The organism is Bradyrhizobium sp. NDS-1 (genome assembly GCF_032918005.1).
Classification (GTDB): domain Bacteria; phylum Pseudomonadota; class Alphaproteobacteria; order Rhizobiales; family Xanthobacteraceae; genus Bradyrhizobium; species Bradyrhizobium tunisiense.
This window is the reverse complement of record NZ_CP136628.1, coordinates 6,697,060-6,715,890: the sequence shown is the minus strand read 5'-3', so window position 1 is coordinate 6,715,890 and position 18,831 is coordinate 6,697,060. Positions and strand designations below refer to the sequence as shown.

Here is an 18,831-nt window from a genome sequence, read left to right as displayed (position 1 = left end):
ATTCGGGGTTGGCAGGAACATGACGGACGAGTTGCCCAGAACAGACGTCACGGCCGATGCAGCCGGCGGAGATACGCCTCCCGCCGCCGGCCAGCCGTTGCTGCGAATCGAGGGCGTCGCCAAGTCCTTTGGGACGTTCCGGGCCGTGGATGGTGTGTCGCTCGACATCAAGGCCGGTGAGTTCTTCGCGCTGCTCGGCCCCTCCGGCTGCGGCAAGACCACGCTCTTGCGGATGCTCGCCGGCTTCGAGGCGCCGGACGAAGGGCGCATCCTGCTCGGCGGCAAGGACATCGCACAAGCGCTGCCGCACCAGCGCCCCGTCAACATGATGTTCCAGAACTACGCGCTGTTTCCGCACCTGTCGGTGCGCGAGAACATCGCCTTCGGCCTGAAGCGCGCAGGTCTCGCGCGCGCCGATATCGCCACGCGCGTGGCGGAGATGGTTGCCCTGGTGAAGCTCGACGGACTGGAGAAGCGCAAGCCCGACCAGCTCTCCGGCGGCCAGCGCCAGCGTGTGGCGCTGGCGCGCGCGCTGGCGCGGCGGCCACAGCTCCTGCTGCTCGACGAGCCTCTCGCGGCGCTGGACAAGAAGCTGCGCGAAAGCACGCAAGCCGAGCTGATGGAACTGCAGCGCCGGCTCGGCATGACCTTCATCATCGTCACCCACGACCAGGAAGAGGCGATGACGATGGCGAGCCGGATCGGCGTGATGAAATCAGGCAAGCTGGCCCAGGTCGCAAGCCCCCGCGAACTTTATGAGGCGCCGCGCTCGCGCTGGATCGCCGAGTTCGTCGGCGACGTCAATGTGTTCGACGGCGAGATCAAGCTGCGTGACGGTCATCGCCTGGTGATTGCCACACGTGAAGCGGGCACGCTGCTGACCGGCGAGCCGCGCGAGCCGGTCGACGGGACGACATTGTCGGTCGCGATCCGGCCCGAGAAGGTCAAGCTCTCGCGCCGCGCGCCGGTGTCCGAGGCCGGTCGTGAAGCGGCGATCAACAGTCTGGACGGCGTGATCGCCGATATCTGCTATCTCGGCGGCACCACGACCTACAAGGTGAAGCTCGACGCCGGCGGAACGCTGCAAGCTTCGGTCGTCAACAGCGCGCGCCTCGACGTCGACGCCTATAGCGTGAACCAGGACGTCGTCGCCTGGTTCACGCCCGACGACTGCGTGGTGCTGCAATCATGAGCTCCCATCGCATCTTCGCGCGGCCGGCGCGCCTTGCAGCTATTGCACCCTATCTCTGGATGGCGCTGTTCTTCCTGGTGCCGTTCGCCTTCGTGCTGAAGATCAGCCTGTCGCAGACCGCGATCGCACAGCCGCCTTACGAGCCCGTGTTCGACCTGACGGCGGGATGGGACGCGCTGAAGACGGCCCTTGCCGCGTTGTCGATCGACAATTTCAGGCTGCTGATCTCGGACGACATCTACGTGTTCGCCTACGTGCGCAGCCTCACCGTCGCCGTGACCGCGACTGCGCTGCTGCTGTTGATCGGCTATCCCATCGCCTATGGCATGGCGCGGCTGCCGAGGAGCTGGCAGGCGGTGGCGATGGTGCTGGTGATCGTGCCGTTCTGGACTTCGTTCCTGATCCGCATCTATGCCTGGATCAACATCCTCCAGCATGACGGCCTGCTCAACCAGATCCTGCTGGCGCTGCATCTGGTCAGCCAGCCCGTGGTGTGGCTCTCCACCGACAGCGCGATGTATATCGGCATCGTCTATTCCTATCTGCCGTTCATGATCCTGCCGCTCTATGCCACGCTCGCCAAGATGGAGCCGGCGCTGGAGGAGGCGGCCGGTGACCTCGGCGCCCCGCCCTGGCAAGTGTTCTGGCTCGTCACCTTCCCGTTGTCGTTGCCCGGTGTCGGCGCCGGCGTGCTCTTGTGCTTCATCCCGATCGTCGGCGAATTCGTCATCCCGGACCTTCTGGCAGGCTCCAATTCGCTGATGATCGGCCAGACCCTGTGGCTCGAGTTCTTCACCAACAAGGACTGGCCGGTCGCCTCGGCGGCGGCCATCGTGCTGCTTGTGGTGTTGCTGGTGCCGCTGCTGCTGTACGAGCGACTGCAGAAACGGCAGCTGGAACAGGGGCGCTGAGACGATGCGCAAGGTCTCCCGTCTCTCCCGCTTCAACATCGCCTCGCTCGCGCTGGGGTTGGCGTTCCTTTACCTGCCGATCCTCATCCTCGTCATCTATTCCTTCAACGCCTCGCGGCTGGTGACGGTGTGGGGCGGCTGGTCACTGCGCTGGTATCACGAGCTCTTCAATGACCGTGCCATGATCGAGGCGGCCTGGATGAGCCTGCGGGTCGCGGTCTCCTCCGCCACCATCGCCACGCTGCTCGGCACGCTCGCGGCGGTCGCACTGTCCCGCGGCGAGCGGTTTCGCGGCCGGACGCTGTTTTCGGGAATGCTCTATGCGCCGCTGGTGATGCCGGAGGTGATCACGGGATTGTCGCTGCTGCTGCTGTTCGTGGCGCTGAATGCCGAGCGTGGCTTCTGGACCGTGACGATCGCCCATACCACGCTGACGATGTGTTTCGTCGCCGTGGTCGTGCAGTCCCGCCTCGGCTCGCTCGATCGTTCGCTGGAGGAGGCCGCGATGGACCTTGGCTGCGACCCGGTCCGCGCCTTCGTCTCCGTCACCCTGCCGTTGATCGCGCCGGCCATCGTCGCAGGCTGGATGTTGGCGTTCACGCTGTCGCTTGATGACCTCGTGATCGCTAGCTTCACCACCGGCCCTGGCTCGGCCACCTTGCCGATCCGGATCTATTCCGAGGTGCGGCTTGGCGTGAAGCCCGAGATCAACGCGATCTGCACCCTGGTGATCGCCCTGATCGCGGTAGTGATCGTCATCGCCTCGCTCGCCTCGAAACTGTCGAGCTCACAGGGCGAGAGCGCCGCGCCGTTGTAGCCGCTCGCGCCGCGAACCGTGCTCGGGTTGCGTCCTGGACGGCCGCGCCGAGCTGCCGCAGCGCCAGCGCATCGAGCGGAAACTCCAGCAGGATATGGATCAGGCTCAGCGCCAGCAGGAAGGTGAATCCCAACGCATAGTCGTAGAAATAGAGCGCGGTTGCGGCTGCACTGGCGGCGGCCATCGCCGCCAGCCGCGCCTTCGGCACCGCGGTCCAGCGGATCACGTCGGCTTTGATGAACCAGTTGAGGTAGTGATAGGTGTAGACGAAGGCGAGCAGGCTGGTCAGCCTTGCGTCGAGGACGAGGCCGGGCACGCCGAACAGCCGGCCGAGGGCCGGGCCGACATTGCCGAAATATTCCTGTCCGACGCGGGCAAAGCTCGCGACGCGGATTTCGGCGGTTGGCGGCAGCAGCAGGATCGTGGCGATGGCGATGAGGTAGGCCACCACCAGCGCAGCCTGCACCCGGCTTCCGGACCGGTAAGCGCCGAGCACCATGAAGATCAGCGTGAACAACGAGACGTGGATCAGGGTCGGAATCAGGATGCCGATGACGGCGAGCGAGGACCCGCTCGAATACATGATCGCGGACAGGGCGATCGCCGCCATGAACAGCAGCATGCTTTCGATCGCCGAATTCGTCGCCGCCAGCATGGCGCACGCGATCAGCGCTGCCCACATCGCAAAACCGAACCACGAGGCGTTGTCGATCAGCGCCGCGACCACGGCCACGATGGCGAGGGCCGCGGCAATCCCGCGATGGGGCAGATAATAGCTGCGGTCATGCAGCCACGAGATCTCGGTGAAGTAATGCGCCGGACCGAGCACGACATAGGCCAGCAGCAGCAGCTCGAACGGCACCAGATAGGAGGCCGCGAGCGCCAGCAGCATCAGGCCGAGATGGATCGCGTCGTTGCTGCGCATGATGCCGGGCCCCCCGCCTTGGGACCCGGAGGTTAGAGCAGGCGTGGACAATCTTCAATTGCCCACGCCGACACTCAAACGGCTTGCTTGCAGCGCCGCGATGCGTCCTGCAGCGTCAGGACTTCACCGCACCCGCCGTGAGCCCGCCCACCATGTAGCGGCGGAAGGCGTAATAGACCGCGGCCGGCGGCAGCGCGTAGATGAAGCCGGTCGTCATCAACAGCTCCCAGGGAGAATCGTCTGCGGCGAGGAAGTTGCCGAGCGCGACGGGGAGGGTGATCTCGCGGTCGTTGGAGAGCAGCAGGAAGGCGTAGAGATATTCGTTCCAGGCCAGCAGCACCGCGTAGGTGCCGATCGCGACCAGCGAAGGCATCATCAGCGGCAGGTAGACCAGGCGGAAGATCTGGAGCGTCGTCGCGCCATCCATCACGGCGGCTTCGTCCAGCTCGACCGGCAGCTTGTCGGAGGCCTGCTTGAGCACCCAGATCGCGTAGGGGCTGGCGATCGTCACCATGGCCAGGATCAGCGACCAGTGATTATTGAGCAGGCCGTAATTGCCCATGGTGCGGTACATCGGCACGGCGAGGAACGCCGCGGGGATGAAATAGGTGAAGAGCGCAAGGTTCAGCACGGTGCGTCCGCCCGGCACCTTCAATCGCGAGATCGCGAACGCCGCCGAGGTCGCGATCACCAGTGTCAGCACGCCGACGGAGACGGCGATCACGGTCGAATTCCAGAACTGGATGTAGAAGTCGCGCAGGAAGTAATGCTGCTGCTTGAACACGATCTGGAAATTGTGCAGCGTCGGGTGATCCGGCCACAGCTTGCCCGAGAACGCGTCCTCCTTCGGGGAGATCGCGAACAGGAACATGTGATAGATCGGGATCATCGTCCACAGGAAGACGGGAATGCCGATCAGCAGCAGCCGCGCTTCGGTCGCGACGTCGCGCCAGGAGAATTCGCTTACGCCGGGGAGCTTCATCGCGACAACCGTTTCATCATGAAGTACACGAGCGGCAGGACGAACGGCATCGCGCAGACGATGGATGCCATCGCCAGCGAGAGCTGGTCGAGCCGGAGATAGCGGATGCCGAGCGTCGCCAGCACGTGCGTGAGATCGGCCGGGCCGCCGCCGGTGAGCAGATAGACGCTGTTGAAGTCGCCCAGCGTCCAGATCATCGAGAGCAGCGTGCAGGTGACGTAGAGCGTCTGCATCGACGGCCAGGTGATGTAGCGGAACTTCTGCCACCAGCTCGCGCCGTCGACCTCGGCGGCCTCGAACAGATCGTGCGAGATCGCGAGGCGGCCGGTGATCAGGATCAGCGTCCAGAACGGCAGCGATTTCCAGATGTGCACGGCGATCGCCATGCTGAGCGCTACGGTCGGGTCGTTCAGCCAGTTCGGGCCGTCATCGCCGGTGAAGGAGAAGATGAGATGGTTGATCACGCCCCATTCGGGATTGAGCATGAAGCGTACCGACAGGATGGTCGGTATCGATGGCACCGCCCAGGGCAGGATGAAGATCACCGAGAGCCATTTGATCCAGGGGCGCTGCACGGCGAAGAAGCCGGACAGGAACAGCGCGATCAGCATCTTGATGTTGATGCCAATGACCAGGAAGATCAGCGTGTTGATCGCGGCGCGCGCGAAGATCGGGTCATGGTACAGCGCGACGTAGTTCGCCGGATCGCGAGCTAGCCACAGGCCGTAGCAGACGGGATAGACGACGAAGGCGAGGAAAACGAGCAAATAGGGCGCGAGCAGCACGATGCCCCAGACCTGCGCCGGGGTCAGCCGCGACGACAAAGGCGGGCCGGGAAGTGCCTGATCGCCAGAGAGCGTGATCGCCATTCTTTTCGGACTCTTCAAAGAGAAGCCGGCCGCGAAACGCGGCCGGTGTTGTTCTTACACCTCTCCCCGCAGCGCGGGGAGAGGTGCCGATGACTTAGCCTGCGACCTGCTTGATGCGGGCGATCAGTTCGTCGACAGCCTTGTCGACCGGAACCTTCTCGCTGACGACACGATTCATCGCCTTCGCCCAGATGTTCTCATTGTTCAGGATCGTGAACTTCCAGTTCTTGGTGAAGTCGAACGCGGTGGTGCCGCCCTTGAACTGCGTGTAGACGGCCTTGCGGTGCTTGTCAGCCTGCCAGAACGGGCTTTCCTGGCTTTCCTTCGTCACCGGGAACCAGCGGCCGAGCGCACCCTCGATATAGGGACGGATGTTCTCTTCCTGGAGCAGGAAGCTGATGAACTGCTTGCCCTCGGCCTTGTTCTTGGCCGCGGTGAAGATCAGCCCGGTCTTGACGTCGGAGCGATACTTGATGGTCGAGCCATCAGGAGCCTTCGGGAAGGACGCCGTGACGATGTCCTGCTCATAGGCCTTCTTGCCGGCCTCGCGCTGCTCTGGCGTCAGTGCCTGGTTCGAGGAATCCTCAAACCACTTCGCCGCGATCGAGATCGTGAAGTTGTGGGTCATCACGATGGTCTTGTTGTGGAAGGCGACGTTGTTGTCTGGATCCTTCCAGGTCGTCGAGGACGGCGGGGTGCAGCCCTTGATGTAGGTGTCGGTATAGTCCTTCATCGCCTTGATCAGGTTCTCGCGAACCTTGGGATCATCGACCGTGAGCTTGCCGTCGTCGTCGACCAGCTTGACGTGGTAGGCATCCATGAACGTGTAGAACGACTGGAAGGCATCGGTGGACTCCACGCCCATCGGCTGGCCGACGGCGTAAATGCGCTGGCCCGTTGCCTTGCGGATCCCCGGCTGCACCTTGTCGCACCAGAACGTCCAATAGCCTGCCCAGTCTGTCGGGATGTCGGCGAGCTTGAAGCCGGACTTCTCCAGCATGTCGTTCCAGATCTGGACGTGCATGCTCTGCTGCTTCAGCGGGAAGCCGTAATAAGCCTTCTTCTTGGCGACGTCGTTGTAGAGGATCGATGCATCGAGCGTGTTCTGCACGAACCGGCCCTTGATCGGCTCCATCACGTCGGAGAGATCCTCGAGCTTGCCCTCATAGGCCCACTTGCCCTGCGCCTGGACGTCATAGGAATCGGAATAGGCGACATCGGGCACGGTGCCGGCATCGAGCGCGGCGACCGTCTTCGGAATCATGTCCTGGATCGCGTATTGCGACAATTCGACCTTGATGCCGGTCTTGGCCTCGAACTTCTTGATCGTCTCGATCAGCGCGTCGTCTTCGGAGCGATAGAAGCCCTTGCCCCACCAGACCGTAATCGTCTTCTGCTGCGCAAAGGCGGGTGCAGTGGCAGCAAAAAGTCCAACCGCAGCGACCGCCAGTGATACTGCGCCAATAACCTTGGATTTCACGTTTTTCTCCCTCAAACGGCCGGTGTTTTTAACCGGTCGTATAAAACACTAGCGCATGGTGGTAGCGCAATCAACGCATCTTGTCGGACCCAGGTCGTAGCGTGTCGGGGCTGCGGAGATGCTCATATGCGCGCATCAATCCAATCGCCGCATCAATTCACCCTGATCAATTCGCGATCATCGGGCATCGGCCGAGGAACGCGATCCTCAGTTGGACTTCGCATTCTCCTTGGCATTCTCAGCCGTCGGCGATCCGTCCTGCGTGGGGCGCTTTCCGCTCCCCGTGATGCGCTGCTTCAGCAGATCGAGGAACGGAGACGCCGCAGGCGATTGCCGGATCAGGCTTTCAGAGTCGGGGAAGATCAGGGGATCGTCCCAGGGACCCTGCACCATGAAGGGCAATTGAAAGCCTGATGTCGTGTTGAGGCTCGCCACGCCCTTCATATCGTATTCGCGCGTCGGCACCGAGGCGGTGCCGGTCAGCGTGATCTTCGCAGCCGGCCCCTCGATGCGGATGTCCTCGGCGGTGGCAATGCCGTCGGAGAATTTCACCGCGATGGTGAGATTGTTGTAGGGCGTCGAACCGCTGCGGAAATTGCCGCCGCCCGACAGCGGCCGGCGCTCCAGGCGCTTCAGGAGCTGTTCGGCGTTGAAGCCCGAGATCGCGCCGTTATGCCCGGTCACGGTGGCGCTGCCGTCGAGCGACTGCACGAGGCCGAACGGGCTCGAGCCCGATGCGAGGAGCGACACGTTGATGTTGCCGCGGCCGGACAGCTTGTTGAGGCCGAACAGTTCGGTGGCGCAGGCCTGGAGATCGACGTCGGTGAACTGGAATTGTGCCTTGATGTCGGCGATGGTGTCGGAGCGTGCGATGTTGAACGAGCCCTTGGCGATCCCGCCATAGACCTGCGCCTCGCCGACCGAGAGCGCCAGCGTGCCGTTGCGCAAATTGGCGCCGATCGCGGTGCGGCCGAGCTTCGTCGACCCGACCGTCAGCTTTGCCGCCGACAGGCGCATGTCGAGGTCGGTGGTCGACAATCCGTTGAGATCGAACAGCTGCCTGTTCCAGTCGCGTGCGCCGCTCGCGAGCAGGCGGAAGGTGGAGATATAAGGTGTGAAGTCGAGCGCGTCGGCGGCCAGCGTGGCTTGCAGCATCTGCCGGCCGTTATTGGCGTAAGTCATGACGCCCTCGGCGGCGTTGCCGTCGAGCTCGACATTGACGTTGGTGAGCGCGATCGAGGCCCCGACGACGTTGGCGCGCGCCTTCAGCACAAAGCGGCCGAAACCGCCGCTGGCGGGCTGCGGCTGCCCGGTCCAGCGCAGCGCGTTGCGCAAGGAGGGGCTGTCGATCGTGAGCGTGCCTTCCATCATCGGGCTGGTGCGGTTGGCGACGCTGCCGTCGAAGGCGAGCTTGAGCGGTGCGCTGGCGATCCGCGCCTTTAAGCCCGAGCGCTCGCCGGAGAGTGCGGCGGCGAAATCGGAAAAGCTGATCGTGCCGTCGACACGCTCGCCGCGCCAGTCGAACTGTCCGGTCGCCGCGAAGGAGCGCGAGATCGAGGGCCAGGCCAGCGACAGGTCGATGTCGCTGAACTGCTCGGTGGCGTGCGTAGCGGCGTCCTCGTATTCGAGCACGCCGTCCTGGAGCCGGATTTCGGAGAACGAGATCTGGTTCTCGGCCCCGGGCTTCATGGTGCGCGCGATGGTCTGGATGAAGGGCGTCCAGTTGCTCTCGCCGTCCGGCTTCAGGCTGACATGGATGCGCGGCCGCAGCAGCGTCAGGTCGGCGATCTCGAAACGTTGCATCAGCAAGGGCAGCAGCCGCAGATTGGCGGTGAGCACGTCGACACGGAGCGCGGGATCGCTGGTGCCGCCGCCCTTGAGGCCGACATCGCGGAAGGAGATGTAGCTTGCCGGCAGCACCGAGATGTCGATGCTGCCCGCAATATTGAGCTCGAGCCCGGTGACGTCGCGGATCTGCGCTTCGACCGCCTTGCGCAGCGCGTCGCGGTTGATAAGCCAGGAGGTCGCGATCAGGGCGATCAACGTCACGCCGAGCAGCACCGCGATCGGCGTCCCGAGGCGCTTCATTCCTTGGGCCATGGTCAATGGCATGTCCTGATCGGGTTGGTCGCTGGAGCCAGAAGGGCGGGCCGGGAAACATGCGTGCCCACGCCCAAGCCCTATTGTGTTAAGTCCCGCAACTTGATGGGTTTTCTTGTCGCTTTCAAGGCCGCGGACGGTTCTGCCCACGGCGTGGGCAGCTTCTATCACCCGGGCGCGGTGGGGAGAACCCCGTATCATTGACGGCTTTGGAGGATTTCGCCTAATAATCGCCGCCAACACGGCGAGACGCCTCCCAAGCCGAAGGTTCAGTCGAAGGTTTTTTCCATGAACAAGGTCTATCCCGACGCCAAATCGGCTCTGTCAGGCATCTTGAAGGACAACATGATGATCATGTCGGGAGGCTTTGGCCTCTGCGGCATCGCCGAGGAACTGTCGGATGCGATCCGCGAGTCCGGCGTCAAGGGCCTGACGGTGGTCTCCAACAATGCCGGCGTCGACGGCATCGGGCTCAGCCGCCTCCTGGAAACCCGCCAGATCAAGAAGATGATCTCGTCCTACGTCGGGGAGAACAAGCTGTTCGCCCAGCAATTCCTCGCCGGCGAGCTGGAACTCGAATTCAACCCGCAGGGCACGCTGGCCGAGCGCATCCGCGCCGGCGGCGCCGGCATCCCGGCCTTCTACACCAAGACCGGCGTCGGCACGCTGATCGCCGAAGGCAAGGAAGTGAAGGAGTTCGACGGCGAGAAGTACCTGATGGAGCGCGGCCTGTTCGCCGACCTCGCCATCGTGCACGCCTGGAAGGGCGACACCGCCGGCAACCTCATCTACCGCAAGACCGCGCGCAACTTTAACCCGATGATGGCGACCGCCGCCAAGATCACGGTGGCCGAGGTCGAGCATCTGGTTCCCGCCGGTGAACTCAACCCTGATCATATCCACACGCCCGGCATTTTCGTGAAGCGCATCGTCGAGGTCGGCTCGGCCAAGAAGCGCATCGAATTCCGCAACACCCGCCCGCGCACGGCAGCTTGAGATCAGGAGACTAAGATGGCCTGGACCCGTGAACAGATGGCCGCGCGCGCCGCGAAGGAGTTGCGTGACGGCTATTACGTCAATCTCGGCATCGGCATCCCGACGCTGGTCTCGAATTACATCCCCGACGGCATGGACGTCAGCCTTCAGAGCGAGAACGGCATGCTCGGCATGGGTCCGTTCCCCTACGAGGGCGAAGAAGATGCGGACCTGATCAACGCGGGCAAGCAGACCGTGAGCGAGCTGCCCTCGACCTCCTATTTCTCGAGCGCGGATTCCTTCGGCATGATCCGCGGCGGCCACATGGATCTGTCCATCCTCGGCGCCATGCAGGTGGCCCAGAACGGCGATCTCGCCAACTGGATGATCCCCGGCAAGATGGTCAAGGGCATGGGCGGCGCGATGGACCTTGTCGCCGGCGTCAAGCGCGTCATCGTGGTGATGGAGCATTCGGCCAAGGACGGCCCGAAGCTGCTGAAGACGTGCAACCTGCCGCTGACGGGCGAGCGCGTGGTCGACATGGTCGTTACTGATCTCGCCGTGTTCACCATCGACAAGCACGGCAGCGGCGGCATGGCCCTGATCGAGCTCGCCGACGGCGTCTCGCTGGACGAGGTCAAGTCCAAGACCGAAGCCGAATTCCGCGTCGCGCTGAAGAACACCTAAGGCCTCGAGAATGGGGCGCGCATGACGATACGGTCTGCGCGTCTCGAAGGCGCCGAATTCATCGCCCAAACGATCCTGTCGTCGCAGCGCGGCTATCGTCCGCGCGGCTGGTTCGATGTTGCGCTCGGCTGGCCAGAAGCGCAGAGCCGCGACTTCATCGCGCGCATCGCGACCGCGGATGCGGCGTCGATGTGGCACGTCTCGCAATTTCTCGTCGCCGAAATCGACGGCAAGCCGGCGGCGGCGCTTTGTGCCTTGCCGGCGGCGGGCACGGGACCCGCGGCCTGGCGCGCGATCGAGGAAGTTGCCGCCGCGACGGAGCTTGCTGCGCCGGAACTGGAGGCGATCCGCAAACGCGGCACCTACACGCGTGCCTGCTGGGTGCAGGGCGGCGAGGGTGATTGGATGATCGAGCATGTCGCGGCCGATCCGGCTCACCGCGGTCGCGGCTTGGTGCAGGCCTTGATCGCCGATGCGCTGGACAAAGGGCGAGCGGCCGGTTTTGCACGGGCGACGATCTCGTTCCTGATCGGCAATGAGCCGGCCGAGCGTGCTTATGCCAAGGCTGGCTTCAGCTTTGCGGAAGAGAAGCGCGATCCGGCTTTCGAGGCGATCATCGGCGCTCCCGGCTTTCGCATGTTCGCGCGGACGATTTGATCATCCTTGTTGGCGCGAATGCGCGAACGTTGGGCCTTGGCCGTCAAGCGGGGCCACTCGGCACCTCGGAGAAGCGGGTCAGCCACGCGACCGGGCCGATGCTGGCGGCGATGATCAGGAGGGCCGCGAGCGCGCCGTCCTCGAAATTCCCGCGGCTCGCGAACTGGTAGATCGACGTCGACAGTGTCTCGACGTTGAGGGGCCGCAAGAGCAGCGTTGCCGGGAGCTCCTTCAGGCAGTCGACGAACATGATGATGACGGCGCCAAGCATCGCGGGCCGGAGCAACGGCAGATAGATCTGCCTCAACATGACCGCCTGGCCGGCGCCGACCGTCCGCGCGCTCTCGTCATAGTCGCGCGGAATGCTGTCCAATCCGGCCTTGATCATGCCGACCGGCACGGCCAGAAAACGGATTGTATAGGCGATGACGACGGCCATCCCGGAGCCGACCAGGATCAGCCCGGGGAGAGGGCGTCCCATCGCGCTGGCGACCACGCTCATCGCGTTATCGACGGCCAGTACCGGGGTCAGCAGACCGAGGGCAATCACGAGACCCGGCAGCGCGTATCCGGTCTGCGCAATGCTCATCGCCAAATATCGCAGAGGATCCGGCCGAAAGCGATGCGCGATCGTCGTGGCGAGCGCGAGCAACAGCGCCATGAGCGTCGCGAGCGCGGCAAAGGCAAACGAATGGAAGGTGTGGCGCCACAGGAGCGGGTCGAAATTTGCAAGCAGTCCGCGACCGAAAGCCTGATGCACCAGGTAGAGCAGCGGCACGACGAAGCCGATCAGCACCGGCAGCCCGCAGACCGCGAACGCGATCCACGCTCTTGCGCCCGAAAGCAGTGTCCGCTGCCTCATATGCGGGCTTTCGGCCGAGAATTCGGTGTTGGCATTGCGGCGGCCGTATCGCTCCATCGCGATCAGGCCGGCGACGATCGCAAGCATCAGGCATGCGAGTTGCGCCGCACCCGCTAGGCTGCCGCGGTTGAGCCAGGTGGTGAAGATCGAGACCGTCAGGGTGCGGATGCCGAGATATTCGCTGGCGCCGATATCGTTGAGCGTTTCCAGCGCGACCAGCGCCACGCCGACCGCGAGCGCCGGCCGCGCCATCGGCAGTGAAACGCGCCAGAATACGGTCCATCGGCCGGCGCCCAGCGTCTTGGCCGCCTCGGCGAATTCGGCGGACTGAACCTGGAACGTCGCGCGCGCCGACAGATAGACGTAAGGGTAGAGCACGAGCCCGATCACGAAGACGGCGCCCGGCAGCGAGCGCAGGTTGGGCAGATAGCCGAGGGCATCGCGCAGCGGCAGCCAGATCGCCAGGGTGCGATGCACCAGGCCGAGCGGCTCGAACAGGTCGGCATAGACGTAAGCCGCAAGATAGGTCGGAATCGCCAGCGGCAGCGGTATCAGCCACAGGAGCATGCCCCGGCCGGGAAAATCGTGGCGCGACATCACCCACGCAGTCCCGGCGCCGATCAGAAGCGTGAGCATGCCGACCCCCACGAGCAGGAGGGCGGTATCCAGCAGCGCGGCCGGCAGCACGTAGTTGATCAGGTCGTGCCACACGTCGGGCGCCGGCTGAAGAGCCAGCGAAACGATCGAGATCACGGGCGCCGCGACCAGGATCGCGGTTGCGATCGCGATAGCGGTTGCGGCGCGCCCGGCGTGGGCGCGGCCTCTCGAACGAAGCCGCGCCCCCGTAGCTTCTACTGGTTCGACAGAGGAGGGTCGCCAGAGATCAGTTGTCAAAGCCGACCTTGTCCACCAGCGAGGCCGCAGCCTTGCGGTTGGCGGCGATCTTTGCGATCGGCAACGGATCCGGACCGAGCTTGCCGTAGCCCGCGATGGTGGGGTTGATGGCGACACCGGCACGAACCGGATATTCGTAGTTCTGGTCGGCATACATCTGCTGCGCCTGCTCGCTCACGAGCCAGTCGATCAACTTGATGCCGTTGGCCTTGTTGGGAGCGTGCTTGGCGAGCAGCACGCCGGAGAGGTTGACGTGGGTGCCGCCGCCTTCGAAGGTCGGCAGGACGACGCGGGTCGCTTCCGCCCACGGTTTCTTCTCGGGATCGTTGTTCATCATCAGCGCCCAGTAATAGGTGTTGCCGATGCCGATGTCGCACTTGCCGGCAGCAACGTCACGCGCGGCTTCGCGATCGCCGCCCGACGGCTTCTGCGCGAGATTGGCCTTCACGCCGCGCAGCCATTCCTCGGCCTTGGCCTCACCGTACTTGGCCGTGTAGGCCGCGAACAGTGCGTTGTTGTAGATGTGCTGGCCCGAGCGAATGCAGATCTTGCCCTTCCACTTGGGATCGGCGAGCTCCTCATAGGTGATCTTGTCCTGCTTGACGCGATCCTTCGAGGCATAGATCACGCGCGCGCGCATGGAGATACCGGCCCAGTGTCCGTCCGGATCCCGATACTGCGCCGGCACGACCTTGTCGACCACCTCCGACTTGATCGGCTGGGTGACGCCGACCTGCACGGCCTCGTCGATGCGGCCGATGTCCACCGTCAGCAGCACGTCGGCCGGACTGTTGGCGCCTTCCGCCTTCATGCGCTGCTCCAGACCGGAGCTTGCGGAGACGACGTTGACCTTGATGCCCGTGTCCTTGGTGAACGCATCGAACAGCGGCTGGATCAGCTTGGTCTCGCGGTAGGTATAGACGTTGACCTCGCCATTGGCGGCTGCTTCCGACACGAAAAACGTGGTCAGGCTCAACACCGCCGCAGACGCGGCGAGGACGCGAAGATTAATCATAAGAGGCTGCTCCCAGGCGCGCGATTGAATGCGAATTGAGTAGCGCAGGCGTTGGGGCAAAGTCAGCGACGCGATGTCGCGACGGCATGAGCTTAGAGTAATTCCAATCTACTCTTTAGACTCGTTCTAATGACATGAGCGGTCAAGCGAGCCCACTGGTGCCCCTATGATCTCGCCGGTCTCGTCTTGCTCAGGCGCTGGGAGAGGCTGACCAGCCACGACGTCTCCTCGCGCACCAGGCGGAAGCCGAGATTGGCGGGCGGCACGCCTTGGGCGCAGCCCCCGGCGCGGGCATCGCGGATGAAATCGGTGACATAGGCGCGGTGGGCACCTTCGGCGATGCGCACGCCGCAATTCACAGTCGGACGGATCGCATTGCTCGAAGCGTCGACCCGCGACCGCACGAAGCAGGTCGAGGTCCACTCCCAGACGTTGCCGGCGAGATCTTCGACGCCGTGCTCGTTCGGGCCGAACTTGCCGAACGGGTACGCCGTGGTGTCCGAGAGGTCTCGTTCGGATTCGCGTTCATAGCGGCTGATCCAGCGCTTCGAAGGATCGTCCGCGTCGACCGGCACGCCGTCATCCCTAAACCTGGTGCCCGCCGCAAAGGCCCATTCCTCGTCGCTCGGCAGGCGGTAATGGTGGCCCGTCTTGCGCGACAGCCAGCCCGCATAGGCCTCGGCATCGTGCCAGCTCACCTGCACCGCGGGGCGATCAGCGGCGATCGCCACGTCGCGATCCAGCGCGGGGCAGGCGCCATCCCGCACGCAAAGCTGATAGCTGGACGACGAGACCTGGTTTCGCATGATGTGCAGTGGCCGGTCGATCCGCAGCGCGCGTAGCGGCGCTTCCGCCTGCTGCCCGCCGCGCGTGAAATCACCGGCCTCGCGATAGGACAGGCTGCCCGGCGCGACCCTGACGATCGCAGGCTCAGCCGCCGTGTCGTGGACAGCCATGTTCGCGACCAGTGGCGCCACCGCGATCGGCCCTGCAAGTCCGGCGACGCAAGCGAGTGCCAGTTTGAGCTTGAACGCGATCAGCATGGTCATTCCCCGAAGAAGAAAAAAGGGGCCGGTGGTGACCGGCCCCTCATTGCGTCTAGTTGGTTTTGGGAGCCGGTATTTCGGAAGGCGCCTTCACCTGGGTCATCAGATCGTCGTTCCACTTGCCTTCGACCTTGAAGTGCGCGGTGGCGCCGAGATTCGCGGCCTCGATCAAGTTATGCGTGACATAGGCGTAGATGCCGGGCTGCAGGAACTTGTACAGCGCAGCTCCCGCCGAGCCGCCGCGGATGAACCAGGTTTCGAGCCCGACTTCAGGTGCATTGCCGAACTTGCCGGTCTCCCAGACATAGTCGCCATGACCGCCGATCAGATGCGGACGGCTGTCGCGATTGGCCTGCGAATGCACGATCAGCACGTTCTCGCCGACCTTGGCAGTCAGTGCGTTCTTGCCGGTCAGCGCGCCGACCTTGCCGTTGAACACGACGTGCGTGGGAATCAGCTTCTTCATCACCTCTTCGGTCTCGGTGTAGGCTTCGCCCGGCGAATCGTAGGACTTGAAATTGCCCTTCTCGTCGCGCGGCACATACATGTCCTGCTCGCCGACATAGTAGACCTTGTCGTACTTCAGCGCGTGGCCCTTGCCGTCGTTGAGGCCCTCGCGCGGCAGCACCATCACCGCGCCGTTCATGCCGGAAACGACGTGCCAGGGGATCATCGGGCCGCCCGGGGCGCAGTGATAGACGAACACGCCGGTCTTGGTCGCCTTCCAGCGCAGCACCACCTCCTCGCCGGGATTGATCAGCGTGAGCTCGCCGCCGCCGAGGGCGCCGGTTGCGGAATGGAAGTCGATGTTGTGCGGCATGGTGTTGGTCGCGGGATTGACCAGCGTCAGCTCGACGTAGTCACCCTCGTGTACGACCATGAGCGGTCCCGGCATCGAGCCGTTGAACGTCATCGCCTGGAATGTGGTGCCCTTGTCGTCGATGACGACCTTCTTCTCCTCGACCGTCATCTTGAACTCGACGATCTTGGGGCCCTGCGCCGTGGCCTGCTCGTGCGCGTGCACGAAGGGCGGAGCGACCAGCTCCACCTTCTGCCGCGGCAGCTTGAGATCGCTGGCGGCGAAAGCCGGGGCCGCCAACATCAAGGCGGTCGCGGCGGCGCTGATCAATGCGGCTCTGCGGGTGAACATCGGAAGCATCCTTCATGTGAAAAGGTTTTGATGACGGATGCAGTGTGCGCCTCTTACGGCAAGAGTGTTTGCGCTGCGACAAGCTATTGCCGGATTCAGCTTCTCGACAGCCCGAGCGTCTCAACAGAGCAGGATAGGTGCTGTCACGTTGATTGCCGGGCGCGAGCGCAACCGCATCAGCGCTCGGCGCAATTCGTTTGCATCTTCGGGTTGGATTTAGACCGGAGCGGCGCGCCGACGAGGTCCGAGGATGTTCGCTGCGGCTGTTTCGGCATGGAGATGATTGGACAATCTCTCGCTTCGGATACCACTGCGGGCGCGGCCGTCGTCGCCCTTCCGGAGCCTTGTGCGCCGACCGGAGCTTTCGCGAACTCGCGGCTAGAAAAGTTGGATGGCGAGCCAGACCGCCAGCGACAGTGCGGCGAAGGCAGCGATAACGGCGGCCAGAGCGCGCGCGGCACCCGTCGAGGCCGGTGCGACCGGGGCCGGCCGGAAGTCGTCGAAACGCGGGATATGGCCGCGGATGTCGAGCAAGGAGAAGATCAGTTCGAGTGCGAGAAGCCTCATGGGCAAACGCTCCGGATGCCGTGCGAATTGCCTCAGTCTGGCCCGGAACCGGCCGCTGCGCTTTGCGCGAGCGCAACGTCCGCGGTCCTCCCGACCGACTTTGCGCGAGCGCAAGGTCGCCTCTGCGGATGCAGGGTATTGGAGTGTATTCCGTGATTTGCCGTGACGACTGCACACGGCGGAAGTTTACGAATGGGTAAGACATGAGAGCTGATCTTGCGGCGAGCTACGGCGAGGAGCGATTGCCGCGCTACACGAGCTATCCGACCGCGCCGCATTTCTCGCCGGCGATCGGAGAAGGCGCCTATGCCCGGTGGCTGGCGGAGCTGCCGGCGGGCGCCAGCGCATCACTCTATCTCCACGTGCCGTTCTGCCGGGAGATGTGCTGGTATTGCGGTTGTCATACCCAGATCGTCCGCCGCGACGAACTCATCGCCGGCTATCAGCGGACGCTGCGCAACGAGATCGCCCTGACCGCCGAAACCATCGGCCGCCGTATCAAGGTGGAGCACATTCATTTCGGAGGCGGTACGCCGACGATCATGGCGCCGGAGGCTTTCGCCGAGTTGATGGCGACGATGCGCCAGAAGTTCTTCGTGCTGCCCTCCGCCGAGATTGCGGTCGAGATCGATCCCCGCACATTGACGGCCGACATGGTCGAGGCGATGCGGCTTTCCGGCGTCAACCGCGCGAGCCTTGGCGTGCAGAGCTTCGATCCCGTGGTGCAGCGGGCGATCAACCGCGTGCAGAGCTACGAGCAGACGGCGTCCGTGGTCGACATGCTTCGGCGCGCCGGCATCGGGGGGCTCAATTTCGACCTGATCTACGGGTTGCCGCACCAGACCGTCGCGTCGTGCCTGGATACCGTTCGGCGCAGCCTCGCGCTCGCCCCCGACCGCTTCTCCGTGTTCGGCTATGCTCATGTGCCGGATTTCAAGAAGCACCAGCGCATGATCAACGAGGGCGTGCTGCCTGACGGCCTTGCTCGCCACGACCAGGCCTGCGCGATCGCCAACGCGTTGAAGGAGGCCGGCTACGTGCAGATCGGGCTCGATCATTTCGCACGGCCCGGCGATGCCATGGCCGTGGCCTTGGAGGAGCGGACGCTGCGGCGCAATTTTCAGGGCTACACCACCGACAAGGGTGAAGTCTTGCTCGGTTTCGGTGCGAGCGCGATTGGCCATCTGCCGCAGGGTTACGTCCAGAACGAGGTGCAGATCGGTGCCTATGCGCAGAACATCGCCGCCGGCCGTCTCGCCACCGCGAAGGGCTATGGGCTGACCGACGACGACCGGCTGCGCGCCGACATCATCGAACGGATCATGTGCGACTTCAGTGCCGACCTCGGTGACATCTGCGCGCGCCATGGCGCGGAGGCGGGAGCGATGCTGAACTCGGCGGCGCGTCTGAAACCGCTGATCTCCGACGGCGTCGTCAGGCTGGAAGGCAATCGCCTCGCGGTCGCAAATGACTCGCGCTTCCTGGTTCGCAGCGTCGCCGCGGCGTTCGACGCGCATCTCAATCCGGCAAAGCAGCTGCATAGCAGGGCGGTGTAGTTCGTCATTCCGGGGCGCGCGCAGCGCGAGCTATGATGCGCAATTGCGTATCTGAGAATCCATTTCTGTACGTCATCCGCCGGCTGATGGATTTCCGGGTTCGCGCCAAGAGGCGCGCCCCGGAATGACAACCAGCTTGCGCTTCC

General features: G+C 64.0%; 17 protein-coding genes. 7 read left to right on the top strand and 10 right to left on the bottom strand.

All coding sequences use genetic code 11. From position 1 onward, the window contains the following. Positions 1-19: 19 nt before the first annotated feature. From RX330_RS31320 to RX330_RS31310, 3 genes are read left to right on the top strand one after another with little or no spacing between them, the layout of a single operon-like run. Entirely contained in the window at positions 20-1,192 is a 1,173-nt protein-coding gene (locus tag RX330_RS31320; protein WP_317241056.1) for an ABC transporter ATP-binding protein, read from the top strand. Next, a complete protein-coding gene (locus RX330_RS31315) occupies positions 1,189-2,103 on the top strand; it encodes an ABC transporter permease (protein ID WP_317241055.1) in 915 nt (304 codons plus the stop codon). The genes RX330_RS31320 and RX330_RS31315 overlap by 4 nt, the downstream gene beginning before the upstream one ends. Positions 2,104-2,107: 4 nt before the next feature. Beyond that, positions 2,108-2,920: an ABC transporter permease gene (locus tag RX330_RS31310; protein ID WP_317241054.1), complete on the top strand. Its 813-nt coding sequence runs from the start codon at positions 2,108-2,110 to the stop codon at positions 2,918-2,920. On the opposite strand, the gene RX330_RS31305 is transcribed toward RX330_RS31310, so the two are convergent. The 5 genes from RX330_RS31305 to RX330_RS31285 form a co-directional block, all read right to left on the bottom strand. Further along, complete coding sequence (locus RX330_RS31305) at positions 2,859-3,845, bottom strand: hypothetical protein (protein WP_317241053.1); 987 nt, start codon at positions 3,843-3,845, stop codon at positions 2,859-2,861. The genes RX330_RS31310 and RX330_RS31305 overlap by 62 nt on opposite strands. Positions 3,846-3,960: 115 nt before the next feature. After that, positions 3,961-4,827 (bottom strand): carbohydrate ABC transporter permease, encoded by an 867-nt coding sequence (locus tag RX330_RS31300; RefSeq protein ID WP_024337670.1) that lies wholly within the window; start codon positions 4,825-4,827, stop codon positions 3,961-3,963. Next, positions 4,824-5,696, bottom strand: a complete 873-nt coding sequence (locus RX330_RS31295; RefSeq protein ID WP_212088223.1) for a carbohydrate ABC transporter permease — start codon at positions 5,694-5,696, stop codon at positions 4,824-4,826. Before RX330_RS31295 ends, RX330_RS31300 begins: the two co-directional genes overlap by 4 nt. 94 nt (positions 5,697-5,790) lie before the next feature. Then, positions 5,791-7,176: an ABC transporter substrate-binding protein gene (locus RX330_RS31290; protein ID WP_212088231.1), complete on the bottom strand. Its 1,386-nt coding sequence runs from the start codon at positions 7,174-7,176 to the stop codon at positions 5,791-5,793. A gap of 207 nt (positions 7,177-7,383) precedes the next feature. Then, positions 7,384-9,276 carry an AsmA family protein gene (locus RX330_RS31285; RefSeq protein WP_317244005.1) on the bottom strand — a complete coding sequence of 631 codons (1,893 nt, stop codon included), beginning with the start codon at positions 9,274-9,276 and terminating at the stop codon, positions 7,384-7,386. 288 nt (positions 9,277-9,564) lie between these two features. Here RX330_RS31285 and RX330_RS31280 point away from each other — a divergent pair, with 288 nt between their 5' ends. Genes RX330_RS31280 through RX330_RS31270 form a run of 3 tightly spaced genes read left to right on the top strand, consistent with a single transcriptional unit; the run spans position 9,565 to position 11,595 of the window. Next, on the top strand, positions 9,565-10,272 hold the full coding sequence (locus RX330_RS31280) for a CoA transferase subunit A (protein ID WP_212088233.1): 708 nt from the start codon (positions 9,565-9,567) through the stop codon (positions 10,270-10,272). 15 nt (positions 10,273-10,287) lie between these two features. Then, positions 10,288-10,938: a CoA transferase subunit B gene (locus RX330_RS31275; protein ID WP_212088235.1), complete on the top strand. Its 651-nt coding sequence runs from the start codon at positions 10,288-10,290 to the stop codon at positions 10,936-10,938. 21 nt (positions 10,939-10,959) lie between these two features. Continuing rightward, positions 10,960-11,595 (top strand): GNAT family N-acetyltransferase, encoded by a 636-nt coding sequence (locus RX330_RS31270; protein ID WP_317241052.1) that lies wholly within the window; start codon positions 10,960-10,962, stop codon positions 11,593-11,595. A gap of 43 nt (positions 11,596-11,638) precedes the next feature. Here the strand turns inward: RX330_RS31270 and RX330_RS31265 are convergent, their stop codons facing one another. From RX330_RS31265 to RX330_RS31245, 5 genes are all read right to left on the bottom strand, one after another. Next, the gene (locus tag RX330_RS31265; protein WP_375848503.1) at positions 11,639-13,246 is read right to left on the bottom strand and encodes an ABC transporter permease; all 1,608 of its coding nucleotides are present in this window, start codon (positions 13,244-13,246) and stop codon (positions 11,639-11,641) included. 94 nt (positions 13,247-13,340) lie between these two features. Next, the gene (locus RX330_RS31260) at positions 13,341-14,366 is read right to left on the bottom strand and encodes a Fe(3+) ABC transporter substrate-binding protein (RefSeq protein WP_317241050.1); all 1,026 of its coding nucleotides are present in this window, start codon (positions 14,364-14,366) and stop codon (positions 13,341-13,343) included. A gap of 164 nt (positions 14,367-14,530) precedes the next feature. Beyond that, positions 14,531-15,409 carry an SUMF1/EgtB/PvdO family nonheme iron enzyme gene (locus RX330_RS31255; RefSeq protein WP_317241049.1) on the bottom strand — a complete coding sequence of 293 codons (879 nt, stop codon included), beginning with the start codon at positions 15,407-15,409 and terminating at the stop codon, positions 14,531-14,533. A 55-nt stretch (positions 15,410-15,464) separates the two neighbouring features. After that, the gene (nirK, locus tag RX330_RS31250; protein ID WP_317241048.1) at positions 15,465-16,562 is read right to left on the bottom strand and encodes a copper-containing nitrite reductase; all 1,098 of its coding nucleotides are present in this window, start codon (positions 16,560-16,562) and stop codon (positions 15,465-15,467) included. 378 nt (positions 16,563-16,940) lie between these two features. Next, positions 16,941-17,129: a hypothetical protein gene (locus RX330_RS31245; protein ID WP_317241047.1), complete on the bottom strand. Its 189-nt coding sequence runs from the start codon at positions 17,127-17,129 to the stop codon at positions 16,941-16,943. A 203-nt stretch (positions 17,130-17,332) separates the two neighbouring features. Here RX330_RS31245 and hemN point away from each other — a divergent pair, with 203 nt between their 5' ends. Further along, positions 17,333-18,685: an oxygen-independent coproporphyrinogen III oxidase gene (hemN, locus tag RX330_RS31240; RefSeq protein WP_317241046.1), complete on the top strand. Its 1,353-nt coding sequence runs from the start codon at positions 17,333-17,335 to the stop codon at positions 18,683-18,685. Positions 18,686-18,831: the final 146 nt, after the last annotated feature.

Bases quoted from the DNA above. Each gene is read 5' to 3' on its own strand.
- RX330_RS31320 (WP_317241056.1), top strand. From the start codon at position 20: ATGACGGACGAGTTGCCCAGAACAGACGTCACGGCCGATGCAGCCGGC.
- RX330_RS31315 (WP_317241055.1), top strand. From the start codon at position 1,189: ATGAGCTCCCATCGCATCTTCGCGCGGCCGGCGCGCCTTGCAGCTATT.
- RX330_RS31310 (WP_317241054.1), top strand. From the start codon at position 2,108: ATGCGCAAGGTCTCCCGTCTCTCCCGCTTCAACATCGCCTCGCTCGCG.
- RX330_RS31305 (WP_317241053.1), bottom strand. From the start codon at position 3,845: ATGCGCAGCAACGACGCGATCCATCTCGGCCTGATGCTGCTGGCGCTC.
- RX330_RS31300 (WP_024337670.1), bottom strand. From the start codon at position 4,827: ATGAAGCTCCCCGGCGTAAGCGAATTCTCCTGGCGCGACGTCGCGACC.
- RX330_RS31295 (WP_212088223.1), bottom strand. From the start codon at position 5,696: ATGGCGATCACGCTCTCTGGCGATCAGGCACTTCCCGGCCCGCCTTTG.
- RX330_RS31285 (WP_317244005.1), bottom strand. From the start codon at position 9,276: ATGGCCCAAGGAATGAAGCGCCTCGGGACGCCGATCGCGGTGCTGCTC.
- RX330_RS31280 (WP_212088233.1), top strand. From the start codon at position 9,565: ATGAACAAGGTCTATCCCGACGCCAAATCGGCTCTGTCAGGCATCTTG.
- RX330_RS31275 (WP_212088235.1), top strand. From the start codon at position 10,288: ATGGCCTGGACCCGTGAACAGATGGCCGCGCGCGCCGCGAAGGAGTTG.
- RX330_RS31270 (WP_317241052.1), top strand. From the start codon at position 10,960: ATGACGATACGGTCTGCGCGTCTCGAAGGCGCCGAATTCATCGCCCAA.
- RX330_RS31260 (WP_317241050.1), bottom strand. From the start codon at position 14,366: ATGATTAATCTTCGCGTCCTCGCCGCGTCTGCGGCGGTGTTGAGCCTG.
- RX330_RS31255 (WP_317241049.1), bottom strand. From the start codon at position 15,409: ATGCTGATCGCGTTCAAGCTCAAACTGGCACTCGCTTGCGTCGCCGGA.
- nirK (WP_317241048.1), bottom strand. From the start codon at position 16,562: ATGTTCACCCGCAGAGCCGCATTGATCAGCGCCGCCGCGACCGCCTTG.
- RX330_RS31245 (WP_317241047.1), bottom strand. From the start codon at position 17,129: ATGAGGCTTCTCGCACTCGAACTGATCTTCTCCTTGCTCGACATCCGC.
- hemN (WP_317241046.1), top strand. From the start codon at position 17,333: ATGAGAGCTGATCTTGCGGCGAGCTACGGCGAGGAGCGATTGCCGCGC.